This window comes from Halorubrum sp. Eb13 (assembly GCF_002252895.1).
In the GTDB taxonomy this organism is placed as follows: domain Archaea; phylum Halobacteriota; class Halobacteria; order Halobacteriales; family Haloferacaceae; genus Halorubrum.
Window position 1 is genome coordinate 18468 of the sequence record NZ_NHPE01000021.1, and the last position, 12668, is coordinate 31135.

The 12668-nt window shown below is 69.6% G+C and carries 16 protein-coding genes; 10 read left to right on the forward strand and 6 right to left on the reverse strand.

From position 1 onward, the window contains the following. Positions 1 to 58 precede the first annotated feature (58 nt). Positions 59 to 1291 (reverse strand): dihydropteroate synthase, encoded by a 1233-nt coding sequence (gene folP, locus DJ75_RS01865; RefSeq protein ID WP_094522180.1) that lies wholly within the window; start codon positions 1289 to 1291, stop codon positions 59 to 61. A 142-nt stretch (positions 1292 to 1433) separates the two neighbouring features. On the opposite strand from folP, the gene DJ75_RS01870 reads away from it, so the two are divergent. Continuing rightward, entirely contained in the window at positions 1434 to 1664 is a 231-nt protein-coding gene (locus DJ75_RS01870) for a hypothetical protein (RefSeq protein ID WP_094522181.1), read from the forward strand. A 6-nt stretch (positions 1665 to 1670) separates the two neighbouring features. Here the strand turns inward: DJ75_RS01870 and DJ75_RS01875 are convergent, their stop codons facing one another. Next, positions 1671 to 2273: a DUF192 domain-containing protein gene (locus DJ75_RS01875; RefSeq protein WP_094522182.1), complete on the reverse strand. Its 603-nt coding sequence runs from the start codon at positions 2271 to 2273 to the stop codon at positions 1671 to 1673. A 158-nt stretch (positions 2274 to 2431) separates the two neighbouring features. Here DJ75_RS01875 and DJ75_RS01880 point away from each other — a divergent pair, with 158 nt between their 5' ends. From DJ75_RS01880 to DJ75_RS01900, 4 genes are all read left to right on the forward strand, one after another. After that, positions 2432 to 3022: a hypothetical protein gene (locus DJ75_RS01880; RefSeq protein ID WP_094522183.1), complete on the forward strand. Its 591-nt coding sequence runs from the start codon at positions 2432 to 2434 to the stop codon at positions 3020 to 3022. After that, a complete protein-coding gene (locus DJ75_RS01885) occupies positions 3019 to 3861 on the forward strand; it encodes an RNA methyltransferase (protein ID WP_094522184.1) in 843 nt (280 codons plus the stop codon). The genes DJ75_RS01880 and DJ75_RS01885 overlap by 4 nt, the downstream gene beginning before the upstream one ends. Before the next feature lie 143 nt (positions 3862 to 4004). Next, complete coding sequence (locus tag DJ75_RS01895; RefSeq protein WP_094522194.1) at positions 4005 to 4634, forward strand: AzlC family ABC transporter permease; 630 nt, start codon at positions 4005 to 4007, stop codon at positions 4632 to 4634. Next, positions 4631 to 4984, forward strand: a complete 354-nt coding sequence (locus DJ75_RS01900; protein ID WP_094522185.1) for an AzlD domain-containing protein — start codon at positions 4631 to 4633, stop codon at positions 4982 to 4984. Before DJ75_RS01895 ends, DJ75_RS01900 begins: the two co-directional genes overlap by 4 nt. 46 nt (positions 4985 to 5030) lie before the next feature. Here DJ75_RS01900 and DJ75_RS01905 read toward each other — a convergent pair whose 3' ends face one another. The 3 genes from DJ75_RS01905 to DJ75_RS01915 form a co-directional block, all read right to left on the reverse strand. Then, the gene (locus tag DJ75_RS01905; protein WP_094522186.1) at positions 5031 to 5399 is read right to left on the reverse strand and encodes a hypothetical protein; all 369 of its coding nucleotides are present in this window, start codon (positions 5397 to 5399) and stop codon (positions 5031 to 5033) included. A 41-nt stretch (positions 5400 to 5440) separates the two neighbouring features. Continuing rightward, positions 5441 to 5791 carry a hypothetical protein gene (locus DJ75_RS01910; RefSeq protein ID WP_094522187.1) on the reverse strand — a complete coding sequence of 117 codons (351 nt, stop codon included), beginning with the start codon at positions 5789 to 5791 and terminating at the stop codon, positions 5441 to 5443. Between the two features lie 66 nt (positions 5792 to 5857). After that, positions 5858 to 7789, reverse strand: a complete 1932-nt coding sequence (locus DJ75_RS01915; protein WP_094522195.1) for an aldehyde ferredoxin oxidoreductase family protein — start codon at positions 7787 to 7789, stop codon at positions 5858 to 5860. Positions 7790 to 8094: 305 nt separating this feature from the next. Between DJ75_RS01915 and DJ75_RS01920 the strand changes: the two genes are divergently transcribed. From DJ75_RS01920 to DJ75_RS01930, 3 genes are all read left to right on the forward strand, one after another. After that, complete coding sequence (locus tag DJ75_RS01920; RefSeq protein ID WP_094522188.1) at positions 8095 to 8502, forward strand: VanZ family protein; 408 nt, start codon at positions 8095 to 8097, stop codon at positions 8500 to 8502. A 92-nt stretch (positions 8503 to 8594) separates the two neighbouring features. Beyond that, a complete protein-coding gene (locus DJ75_RS01925) occupies positions 8595 to 9689 on the forward strand; it encodes an archaeosine biosynthesis radical SAM protein RaSEA (protein ID WP_094522189.1) in 1095 nt (364 codons plus the stop codon). Positions 9690 to 9860: 171 nt separating this feature from the next. Beyond that, entirely contained in the window at positions 9861 to 10064 is a 204-nt protein-coding gene (locus tag DJ75_RS01930) for a hypothetical protein (RefSeq protein WP_094522190.1), read from the forward strand. 44 nt (positions 10065 to 10108) lie between these two features. Here the strand turns inward: DJ75_RS01930 and DJ75_RS01935 are convergent, their stop codons facing one another. Further along, a complete protein-coding gene (locus tag DJ75_RS01935; RefSeq protein ID WP_094522191.1) occupies positions 10109 to 10912 on the reverse strand; it encodes a 5-formyltetrahydrofolate cyclo-ligase in 804 nt (267 codons plus the stop codon). A 156-nt stretch (positions 10913 to 11068) separates the two neighbouring features. Between DJ75_RS01935 and DJ75_RS01940 the strand changes: the two genes are divergently transcribed. Further along, entirely contained in the window at positions 11069 to 11779 is a 711-nt protein-coding gene (locus DJ75_RS01940; protein WP_094522192.1) for a DUF4013 domain-containing protein, read from the forward strand. A 74-nt stretch (positions 11780 to 11853) separates the two neighbouring features. Beyond that, entirely contained in the window at positions 11854 to 12474 is a 621-nt protein-coding gene (gene engB / locus DJ75_RS01945) for a GTP-binding protein EngB (protein ID WP_094522193.1), read from the forward strand. Positions 12475 to 12668 lie beyond the last annotated feature (194 nt).

Here is a 12668-nt window from a genome sequence, read left to right on the forward strand (position 1 = left end):
CGCGTGCCCCTCCGGCGTCCGGTCGATTGGTTGTCTGCACGACGGCATAAACTTTCTCTTACTTCCAGCCGGCGTCTATCGTTTCGAGCGCGGTATCGAGCGCGACTGACACGCCGGAAACCGCGGCCGTGACCGCTGAGAGCGCGGTCGGCGTACAGATCAGAAGTCCCGTGGATCCGGTCCCGTCGGCGTCGGGTACGCCGCCGTCGGTCGCGGAGTGCGGGGCGGCGGCGGCGGCGTCGGCCGCGGCCGGGAGCGCGAAGACCGCTCCGTCGACGCCCTCGGCTCCCGCGGTCGCGGCCCGGAGCGCCCCGACGGCCGGCTCCGGGAGGCCGTCGAGTTCGTACGTTCGAACGGCCGCGTCGCCCGCGGCGGCGGGGTCGGCGCCGAGCCGGTCGAGGTGGCGCTCCGCCTCCCGCGCGGTCGTCACGTCGAGTTCCTCGACGGCGACGTCGCCGGCGTCGCGTCCCGACCGGACTCGGTCCCGGGCGAACTCGGCGCCGACGAGCGCCGCGTCGCGGGTCTCCGCGACGTCGTGCGTGCGGATCACGTGCGCGCCGCGCTCGACCGCCATCGACGTGGCCGCCAGCGAGACGGGGAGCGCCTCCTCGGTGGTCCGGCCGGCGATCGTTTTCAAGAAGCTCTTGCGGTTGATCGAGACGAGCAGCGGCCGGCCGTACCCCCTGAACTCCCGTAAGCGGCGGAGCGTCTCGCGGTCGTCGGCGTGGGTCTTCGCCTCGGACCATCCGCCGAAGGCGGGGTCGAGGATCGTCTTGTCGGTGAGGCCGTTCATCGAGAGCGCCTCGTAGATGTCGTCGACGTCCTCGATGGCGCCCGGGCGCTCCAGGTCCGGCGGCGAGGCCATCTTCGAGACGGCGGCGTCGTGCTCGCGGCAGACGCGAGGCATCTCGGGGTCGGCGAACCCGCAGATGTCGTTGACCATGTCGAAGCCGCGCGAGAGCGCCTCGTCAGCGACCTCGTGATACCGGGTCTCGATCGACCAGACGGCGTCGCCGGAGGTCGACTCCATCGTCTCGACCGCGGTGTCGAGCCGGTCAAGCTCCTGGTCGGCCGAGAGCACGTCGAGGTCCTTGTTGGCGGACTCCAGTCCCACGTCGACGATGTCGGCGCCCTCCCCGATCAGCTCCTCGTCGACGTACTCGGCCGCCTCGCCCGGGTCGTCGTACACGCTCGGGTCGTACGGCGACTCCGAAGAGACGTTGAGCACGCCCATGATCCGGGGCGGGTGATCGTCGCCGATTCCGAGTCCCGCGGCGTCCACAGTTCGCATAACAGTACCACGGGCGCGAGCATCATAAACGGGGCGAGTGAGGGATGGCAACGGGTCGCAAGCGAGCGGAGACACGTGTCAGTGTGAGACATGACGGCAGCCGTCGGACACGCGTTATTGCCCTCCGGCACGAAGCACGCGTATGGACACGAAATCCGAAGATCGACTGCTCGGACTCGCGATAGTCGCCCTCCTCGCGACGATGGGGGGCGAACTGCTCGGAAGCCAACTGGTCATGACGGTCGGGGTGACCGTCTTCGCCCTCTCGCTCGTGGCGCTGTTCGCCGTCATGACTGTCGTGCTCGCGGTGAACGTCGCTCGAACGTCGGAACTGAAGTCGATCGAGCCGGCGATGAGCGAGCGGTCTCGCTGAGCGGGGTCACAGCTCGAACATCAAGACGTCCCCGACCGCGACGCCGTGTCGGTCGGTCCACTTATATGGGACTTCCAGCACGTACCGGCCGGACCCCGGATACGTCTGCTCGCTCCCGTCCTCGTTCGGTCCCGGTTCCGGCGCGTTGTGGATCTCGACGATCGTCCCCTCGGCGTCGGCGTAGACGATGTCGATCCCGAACGACATCTCGCGCATCACGAACGTCAGGTCCTCCCGCGGCGCCGGGAAGACGAACAGCATCCCGGCGTCCTCGGGGAGCGTCTCGGCGTCGCTGAGGCCGAGGAACCGCTGCTCGCCCGTCTCGGCGACCGCGGCGGTCACCCTCCCGAGGCGGTCGCCGTCGGGGGTGCGGGCCTCGACGAGAGTCACGTCGTAGTCGGCGTAGGCGCCGGACGGCCACTCGGCGGCCCGATCCGCGCCGTCGCCGTCCCCGTCGCTGTCGTCGGCCTTCCCGTCGCTGTCGTCGGCCTTCCCGTCGCGCTCGCCGTCGGCTTCCCCGTCGCTCGCGGTCGGTCCGACGCCGGCACAGCCGGCGAATCCCCCGACCGAGCCGGCGCCCATCGCGGCCAGCAGGTCCCGGCGTCGCATCGGGCGGGGTACGAGTCGCTCGCGTATATGCCTCGCGGCGGGAACGGCGAGCGTTCGAGCGCGTCGTCGAGCGGTCCCGCGCGAGGGCGCCGAGGTCGGAACGACGCGCTCGTCCCGGGAAGGACGCGCTTTTATCTGCGCCTCGTCTAGGCGCTCGCATGGCGAAAGTGAGCGTCGGCCTCCGCGGATGGCGGTTCGACGAGGAGGAGATATTCACCGACGACGGCGAGCTCAAGCCGCTCGACGAGATCCCCGAAGGGCCCCGAGAGCGGCTCTTCAGGCTCGTCTCGCTCGTCGAGGAGCCGTGCGACGTCTGTTACCTCGAACACGGCGAAAGCGAGATCCACCGCTGTAACCAGGCCGAGATCGTCTACGGGGAGCCCAACGGCGAGGTGCTGCTCTGCCCCGAACACGAGCCCGAACTGATCTACTGGTACCGCGAAGCGGGCGGGAGCGAGCACGCCGGCGGCCTGGAGTTCGGCGACCGCTTCCACGAGTGGGTCGCGGCCGGCAACGAGGCCCCGGACGGGTACGGCTCCGTCGAGCACGTCGAGGAGGACCCCGACGGGCTCCCGGACCTGCCGGATCAAGCGGAGATCCAAGAACGCGTCGAGCAGGACTTCGAGGGCGACCGGATCGACATCCTCGAACTCGCCGGGAAAGACGACGAGGGGGGCGCCGACGACGAACTGGACGAAGACGAGTTCGAGGACGTCGACCTCTCGACCGACTACCCGTCGAACCGATGAGCGGCGCGGACGAGGACGCGGTGGCCGAGGGCGACGCCGGTGCCGAGAGCGACGACCGCGCTCAGTCCACCCGCCGCGAGCCGGTGGTCGTCGTCGTCGAGCCGGAGACGCCCGGCAACGTCGGCACCATCGCTCGGGCGATGAAGAACTTCGGCCTCTCGGACCTCAAGCTGGTCGACCCGCCGGAGCTGACGGAGGACGGCGAGGCGTACGGCTTCGCCGGCCACGCCCGCGAGGACGTGCTTCCGAACGCGGACACGGTCACGTTCGACGAGGTCGTGGCGAACTACCACACGGTCGGCACCACCGCGATCACCGGCGAGGACGACCGGAGCCACGAGCGGTTCCCGTTCAAGACGCCGGCCGAGCTCCGGGAGTCGCTGCGGGCCGTCGACGCGCCGACCGCGATCGTGTTCGGTCGCGAGGGCCGCGGGCTCAACAACGAGGAGCTCTCGCGGCTCGACGAGGTGTGCTCGATCCCCGCGGACGACGACTACCCCGTGCTGAACCTCGGACAGGCCGCGACCGTGCTGCTGTACGAGCTCCGCGAGCTCACCGTCGACGAGACGCAGCTCCCGGACACGGCGGTCACGCGGGCCCCCGAGGGCGACGTGGAGCGCTTCCACGAGTTCTTCGGCGACTTCCTCGCGGCGACCGGCCAGCGCGAGCACGTCCGCGAGAAGAACGCGCTGCTGATGCGCCGGCTACTCGGGCGCGCGCACCCGACCGAACGGGAGGTCCACTCGCTGCTCGGCACGTTCCGCAAGGCGAACGCGAAGCTGGAGCACGCGGATCACCTCGCCGCGAAGTACGACGAGCCGGTCTACCCCCGGGAGTGACCGTGGAGGGAGAGCTCACCGACGACGTCGAGGGCGACACCGTCGACGGCGACGCGGCCGGCGGCGACGCCACCGAGGACGCCGCCGCCAGCGACGCCGCCGCCGGCGACCTCTGGGCCGGCGTGCGCGACGTGTCGCCGCTCATGCTCGGTATCGTCCCGTTCGCGCTCGTCGCGGGCATCGCCGCCGTCGACGCCGGCCTCGGGCTGGCGGAGGCGGTCGGCATGTCCGTGATCGTGTTCGCCGGCGCCTCCCAGCTCGCCGCGCTGGACCTCCTCGGATCGAACGCCCCCCTCGCGGTCGTCGTCGGAACGGCGGTCGTGATCAACGTCCGGATGGTGATGTACTCGGCCTCAATCGCGCCGTACTTCGCCGAGTACGGGCGCCGGCTCCGGGCCGGCCTCGCGTACGTGCTCACCGACCAGGCGTACGCCATCTCGGTCGCGGAGTTCGAGGAGAACTCCGCCCGGAGCCGCTGGCGGTACTACCTCGGCGCGGCCGCGTCGCTGTGGGTCGTCTGGCAGATCGGCACGGTCGTCGGCGTCGTGGTCGGCGCCGGCGTCCCCGACGCGTGGGGGCTCACGTTCGCGGTGCCGCTCGTCTTCCTCGCGCTGCTCGTCCCCGCGATGAAGGACCGACCGACGACCGCCGCCGGCGTCGCGGCCGGCGCGGTCGCCGTCGTCGCGGCCGGCCTCCCGCTGAACCTCGGACTGCTCGTCGGCGCGGTCACGGGGATCGCCGTCGGCCTCGCGACGGAGGTGGTCGAGGCGTGACCGGCGCGCCCCTCGGCACGGGCTCCCCGCGCGTCTGGGTCGCCATCCTCCTCATCGGGATCGCCACCTACGGGTTCCGGCTCTCCTTCATCCACCTGTTCGGCCGGATCGACGAGGTGCCCGCCCGGGTAAAACGCCCACTGCGGTACGTCCCGCCCGCGGTGCTCGCCGCGCTCGTGCTCCCCGATCTGGTGACGCTGCGCCCCTCCGTCGCCGCGACCCTCCTCGACGAGCGGCTGATCGCGGGCGCCGTCGCGGGCGTCGTCGCGTGGCGGACGGAGAACGTGTTCGCGACGATCGCGGTCGGGATGGGCGTGCTGTGGCTGTTTCGGTTCGTCGTCTTCGCGTGAGGCGCACGACCCGGCCGCCCGTCGGCCCGGACGCCGCCCGGCGCTCTTATCGGATCCGCTCCGGATAACGCCGCGCGAGAAGGGCGGCCGCGACGGCGCAGACCGCGGCGAACGGGACCGCGGTCGCGACGCTCACGAGCCCGCGAGCGGGCGGCACGGCGTACGAGACGGCGGCGACGGCGAGGATCGCGTACCCGAAGGCGGCGATTCCGAGCAGAGCCGGTCGCGCCCGCGGCGAGCGCCAGAGCCGCGTCCGCGTCGCGGCTCCGGTGACGATCCCGGCCGCGATGCCGACCGGCAGCCCGACGATCGCCGAGAACGCGATCCGGGCGGCGAGCGCCTCGGTGATAAGGGCGGCGACGACGAGGAACGTAGTGATCGCGACGCCGAGCGCCGCGAGGGGACGGGCGTTCATGCCGGGCGGAATGGACGGCTTAGGACTTAAAAGGGCCGCCGCTACCGATCGCGATCGGTGAGTCGATCGGGCGAAGACGCCTCGCGGTCTCCGAGGCCGTCACCGGCCGACTCGTCGCGATCGGTCGCGCGGCCGAAGCGGGATCCCCGCTCGGCCTCGCGCTCCCTGACCGCGGCGAACCGCTGAGCGGCGTCGGCGACCGAGTCGAGGACGGCGAACGTGCGGTAACTGAGGTACGGTCCGAGCGTGAGTCCGAACGCGACGATGAGGCCGAGCAGGATCTGCCCGAGAATCAAGACAGAGTAGACGAACGTCAGGAGGGCCACGGTCGCGGCGGCCGTCCCGAGTCGGGTGCGGAGGGCCTCGGAGGGTGACAGCGGGTCGTGCGCCATGCGCCCCGCTACCGGCCCGGGACACTAAAAAATGGCTGGCGGTCGGCAGGGACGGGGCGACCGTCCTCAGTCGTCGGCCGGAGCCGCGGAGTCGCCGGCGGAGACGCCGGTTCCGGGGCCGATGTCGATGCCGAGGTCGGCGAGCTTCTCGTCGGGGACGACACCGTCGACCCAGCCGCGGGTCTCGTAGTACTCCGCCTTCATCTCGTCGAGCTCGCAGAGCTCGCCCTCGCTGGCGCCCGTGCCGGGGATGGCGTCCGGGTGCCCGTCGATGAAGCGGTTCGGCAGCGTGTCGTCCGCGCCGTCGAAGCCGGCGAGGTTGTTGAAGTAGCGTTCGAGGTTGTACACCCGCTCGCCCGCCTCGAACAGCTCGTCCTCGGAGACGTCGCGGCCGGTCATACCGTTGTACTGGAGGACGTACTCCTCGATCCCCTCGGCGAACGCGCTGAACTTGCAGATGTCGAACGAGTCCGACACCGCGTGCAGGTCCTGGAAGGTGGCGGTCAGCTCGCCCTTGCCCTCCCACTCGTACGGGTCGACCTTCTCCGGGATCCCGAGGATCTCGGCGGCCGGCGTGTAGCCGCGCAGGTGGCACGCGCCGCGGTTGGAGGTCGCGTACGCGATCCCCATTCCCTTCATGCAGCGCGGGTCGTAGGCGGCCATCGTCTGGCCCTTGACCGAGAGCTTGTTGCCGTGGGCGTCCTTCGCGTCGGCGACGCGCTCGGGGCCCTCCGCGAGGAGGTCGCCGAGGTCCGAGGAGCGGTGGCCGATCTCGTCGAGGAGGTCGACCATCGTCTCGGAGTCGCCCCAGTCGAGGTGGCCGACGCCGTCGAGTTTGCCCTCTTCGCTCATCTCCATCGCCATCGCCATCATGTTGCCGGCCTCGATGGTGTCGATGCCGAGGTCGTTACAGCGCTGGAGCATCAGCGCGATCTCGTCGCGGTCGGTGTGTCCGGAGTTCGGGCCGAGCGCCCACGCGGACTCGTACTCGTACGACTCCGTGCGGACGTTCATGTCCTCGCCCTTGTGCTGGAACTGGACCTCGACCTCCTTCTTGCAGGCGACCGGGCAGGAGTGACAGGTCGGCTCGTCGACGAGGATGTTCTCGCGGACGTTCTCGCCGGAGACGCGCTCGGCGTCGACGTCGATCCCCTCGGTGTCGTTGTACGCCTCGGTCGAGGTGTACTTCGCGTTCTTCGTCGGGAGACCGTCCATCTCCTCGGTCGCGTTCATCAGGACGTTCGTCCCGTACATCGAGAGCCCGCCCTCGTTGGGCGCGGTGACCTCCGACTCGCGGATGACCTCCATCGCCTGCTGGTACCCCTCCTGGAACGTCTCGGGGTCGGCCGGTTTCGGCATGTCGGTGCCGCTCTTCACGACGACCGCCTTCACGTTCTTCGCGCCCATCACGGCACCCGTGCCGCCGCGACCCGAGGCACGGTCGTCCTCGTTCATCACGCAGGCGTAGCGAACGCCGTTCTCGCCGCCCTGCCCGATAGCCATTACGGAGAGGTTCTTGCCGACGGCGCCGTCGACCTCCTCGCCGAGAGCGTCGATCGCGTCGTGGACGCCCTTCCCCCACAGATGGGAGGCATCGCGCGTCTCGACCTCGCCGTCCTCGACGAACAGGTAGACGGGGTCCTCGCTCTCGCCGTCGAGGAGGATCCCGTCGAGTCCGGCCCACTTGAGTCGGGCACCGGACCAGCCGCCGTGGTGCGAATCGGTGACCGTTCCCGTCAGCGGGGACTTCGTCACGAGCGCGATCCGACCGCTCATCACGGTCTGGGTCCCCGTGAGTGGCCCCGTCATGAAGGCCAACCGGTTGTCGGGCCCCATCGGATCCACGTCCGGACCGGCGTCGAAGACGTACTTGACGCCGAGCCCGCGCGCGCCGATGTACTTCTCCGCGTCTTCCTCGTCGATCCCGTGGTAGTTGACCGCTCCCTCGCCGAGATCGACCTGTGCAACTCTGTCTCTGTAGCCACCCATTTCAGTCATGTAATGCTCGTTCATTATAGATGTACCACAGCGTGTTAGATGTTCACCTCCGACCGAAACCGATATGCGTTACATCGGTCCCCGGCCACGAGCGTTGTGGTACATAAACGCCGACGAGGCTGGCAATCCGGAGATCCGCAGACGACGAGGGGTTCGAAACGGGACCACACGCGCGTGCCAGCGGGTGTGCTATCGAGCGGTTTCGACGGGAACGTCGCGGAACCGCCGTTCGGGCGTCCCGATCCGGTCCCGTTCCGTCGCCGCCATTCCGCACGGCTAACTACGTCCGGCGAGAACGACGCCGCGTGGCCGATCCCGATTGGGACGGGGGTGCGTCGACTGTTCGCCGGCATATCGAGACCGGCGCGTTCGCGCTCGTGCTGTTCCTCTCGTCGGTCGTCCCGGTACCCGGCGGCTTGGCCGCGGGCAGAGACGGGAGCGGAGTCGTCTCGTCGCTCGCCGCGCTCGGGATCGGGCCCACCGATCCGCTCCACTTCGTCGGCTACGCGGTCCTCGCCGCGCTCCTGGCTCGAACGACCGGAGCGACCCGTCGTGGACTGGTCGTCTCCGTCGGCACGGCGGTCGCGTTCGGGTTCGGGGTCGAACTCGTGCAGTCGACGATCCCGTGGCGATCGTTCGCCCGGGGAGACGTCGCCGTCAACGCGCTCGGCGCGATCGCCGGCGTGGGAGGGTACGCGCTCCGGCAACGATGATCCGGCCGTAACTAGGGTTCCGTCGCTGCGGGGAGGACTCCACGTTCCTCGATGACGACACGGCTTTACGCGCTCGCCCGCTTCCTCCGGTAATGAGCAAGCCGAGCCCCGACGCGTACGAGCAGGGGCGCGGGATGGACGCGCACAACGCCGTGATGCGCGACATCCGCGCCGAGCGCTCGGAGACGTACGACCCGACGCAGCCGACCCGCGTGTGGATCGACGAGGACAACACGCCCGACGGCGTCGTCAACTCCCTCACGATCATCCTGAACACCGGCGGCTGCCGGTGGGCCCGCGCCGGCGGCTGCACGATGTGCGGCTACGTCGCCGAGTCCGTGGAGGGCGGGAGCGTGGCCCACGAGTCCCTGATGAACCAGATCGAGGTGTGTCTCGACCACGAGCGCGAGGAGGCGGACGCGCCGGCCGAGCTGATCAAGATCTACACGTCGGGCTCGTTCCTCGACGAGCGCGAGGTGCCCGCGGAGACCCGCCGGGCCATCGCCGAGACGTTCGCGGACCGGGACCGTATCGTGGTCGAGTCGCTGCCGGACTTCGTGAGCCGGGAGAAGATCGGCGACTTCGCCGACCACGGCATCGCGACCGACGTGGCCGTCGGGCTGGAGACGGCCACCGACCGCGTCCGCCACGACTGCGTGAACAAGTACTTCGACTTCGCCGACTTCGAGGACGCCTGCGCAGAGGCCGCAGACGCCGACGGCGAGTTCGACGCGGACGTGGGGATCAAGGCGTACCTCCTGATGAAGCCGCCCTTCCTCGCGGAGCCGGAGGCCGCCGCCGACATGATCGACTCGATCCGTCGCTGCGCCGACGTCGACGGGTGTCACACCGTCTCGATGAACCCGACGAACGTCCAGCGCTACACGATGGTCGACGAGCTGTTCTTCGAGGGCGGCTACCGACCGCCGTGGCTCTGGTCGGTCGCGCACGTCCTCGAGGAGACCGCCGACGTCGACGCCATCGTCGTCTCCGATCCTGTCGGGCACGGCTCCGACCGCGGCGCGCACAACTGCGGCGAGTGCGACGACCGCGTCCAGACCGCGGTCAAGGACTTCGACAAGCGCCAGGACCCGAGCGTCTTCGACCAGGTCTCCTGCGAGTGCGAGGCGACGTGGGAGCACGTGATGGCGGCGGAAACGAGCTACAACATGCCGCTGGCGCGGTAGGGGCCGATCGACCGGAAGCGACGGCGACCGGCGTCGGTCGTTTTATTCAACTTCTCGAAACGATCGTAGCGGTTTGAATCGAATAGCGTCGTGTTTTTGATTCACAGATCGGAACATACCGAACGATCAGGTCGAACAAGACCCATATACGTCCGGATACTACGGGAATACATGAACGCAGTCGCCAGCGGTCCCCGGTCGTCCCGCCGGAAGTCGGTCCTCTTCTGTGCGGAGTGCAGCTTCCAGAACCCCGTCTCGGAGGGGTGGCTCGTCGTCAGCGACGGCGACGAGCGCACCATCGTCTGTCCCGAGTGCGGTCACGTCGCCGACCACCGCACGGAGCGGTCCGCGCCGTCGCCGAAGCGCGCGGACTGAGGAATCCGAACTGAGCGGTCCGCGGTCGGCCGACCGAGTCCCTCCTATTTTCGCTCCGGTGCCCGCTCGGCGAGCACCGGGATCTCGTCCAGTCGCTCCGAGTCGAGCGCGTCCCAGTCGATCCCCGACGGGCGCTCGTAGGGCGTCTCGGTTCGGACCGTCCGTTCGGGGGTGACGATCAGGTCGAGCGGGACGTCGTGCGCGTCCGGAGCCGGGAGCGATGGTGACGGGGCGGCGCCGCGCTCGTCGCCGAGGTCGCCGGCGAGCGCCGACTCCGGCCCGTCGATCACGGACAGCTCGTGGACCGTGGTCGCGACGGTCGTCTGGTCGGTGACCGCGTCGAGCTCGCGGAGCACGCCCCACTCCAAGTCGCTGTACCCCTCGCCCTTGCCGATCCGCGCGCCGTCGGTCGTCACCGCGACCGAGCCGGCGACCACGAGGTCGACGTGCGGGACGTCCTCGGGCGCGACCGGCGTGCCGTGCGTCGAGATGCCAGAGACGGTGGTGGCGTCGTCGACCGTCGGCCGGTCGGTGGCGTCGTGGTCGGATCCCGCGAGTTCGTCGGGGTCGAGCCGGAGGAACGGGTTCGGATCGCGCAGGCGGGGCTGCGCGACGTACACCGTCTTGCCGGCGCGGAGCGCCGCGCGCCTGACCGGTAACTGCGGCGCGTCGGGGTTGCACTTGAGCGTCGCGGCGTCGGCCCACTCGGCGGTCTCGGTCAGTCGCTCGCACGCCGCGTCCGCCCCGGCGAAGTTCGGGATCCGGTCGTGGGGCGGGAACGGGAACCGCGCCTGGTCGCCCGCCTCGAACGCGTCCCAGACGGCCTCGCGGACGGCCTGTTTGTCCATGCGAGAGGGAGCGCGCCCGGCGACAAGTAACCCCCGAACGCGGACCCGAGGCGAGAGGCGTCGCCGGTCGCGATTCGGTCCGGTCCGCCGGTCGATCGGTCGATCGGCCGATACTCACCGTCGGTCTTATATATCAGATCGGTGTTGATTCGGCGTATGTTAGAAGACGGGCTCTCGTATCCGATACGGGGCGACTGGGTCGGGCGAATCGTCATCGGCGGCGTGCTGGGGTTCCTCTCGGTCCTCGTCGTCCCGGCGTTCATCATCGTCGGCTACCTCGTTCGGGTTCTGGAGAAGACGATCGGCGGCGACGAGGTGCCGCCGGAGTTCACGGGCTGGGGCGACCTGCTGATGAAGGGTCTGATCGGGACGATCATCACGATCGCGTACACGGTGATCCCGGTGGTCGTGTACGCGGTCGTCGTCGGGGTCGTGTCCGGAGCGGGCGGCGCCATCGGCGGCGACACCGGCGCGCTCGTCGGCGTCGTCGGGCTGCTGTTGACGCTGGCGTTCATCCCGGTGTTGTTCCTCGTCTACTACGCCGTTCCCGCCGCGCTGTCGGCGTACGCGGCCCGCGGGGAGCTGGGGGCCGCGTTCGACGCGGACCTCCTGAAGCCGGCCCTGTTCAGTACCGAGTACCTCGTCGCGGTGCTCATGCCCATCGTCGTGGCGGTCGTCGTCTGGATCGCGACCGCCGTGCTGGCCGTCACCGTCGTCGGCCTCCTGCTCGTCCCGTTCGTCCAGTTCTACGGGCAGGTCGCCGTCTTCCGGATGTTCGGCTCGGCGTTCGCGACCGTGAACGATCGCATCGAAAGCGGGCCGGCCGGGGGCGCGGCGAGCGCGGTCGGCGACGACACGGCCCGCTGAGGACGCCGCGGTCGGCGTTGCGGGCCGAGGCCGACGACGCGCCTTTTAAACCGCTCAGTCGCCCACGTACGCGTATGTTCGAAGACCGGCCGGACCGCGACGCCGAGGTCGTCCTCGTGGGGCGCTCGAACGTCGGCAAGTCCACGCTGATGCGCGAGCTCACGGGTCACGACTTCTCGACGGGCGGCAAGCCGGGCGTCACCCGGCAGCCGAACCACTTCGACTGGGCCAGCGAGAGCTTCATGTTCACGGACCTGCCCGGATTCGGGTTCATGTCCGGCGTCGAGGAGGAGCACCGCGAGGCGATCAAGACGAACATCGTTCGCTACCTGGAGGAGAACGCCGACTCCATCCTCGCGGGCGTCGTCGTGATGGACGGGAAGGCCGCCGTCGACATCATCGACCGCCACGCCGAGCGCGGGAACATCCCCCACGACGTGGAGATGTACGGCTTCCTGGAGGACGTCGGCGTCGAGCCCATCGTCGCCGTCAACAAGACCGACAAGATCGACGACCTCGACGAGCGGCTCGACGAGATCTGCGACCGGCTGGGACTGTACCCGCCGTGGCAGCAGTGGTCCGATCGGATCGCGCCGATGTGCGCGAAGCGCGGCGACATCGAGGCGCTGGAGGAGTGCCTCCGGACGCGCTTCCACGAGCACAACCGCGACGACCTGCTGAAGTTCGTCTCCTGATCGGTCGTTTCGGACGGGACCGTGAGTTCGGTTCTGAAGGTCGCACGCGTTCGTTTATAAGTCGATGCTGGCGACTCGGCAGTGAACGCCCTCAAAGCCCCAGCCGCTCGGCTATACGCAGTTGCTTGGAGGCCGATGACGAACACCTCCAAAGCCCCAGTCGCGACGACTCGCGCGACTCGTTGCGCTCCTCG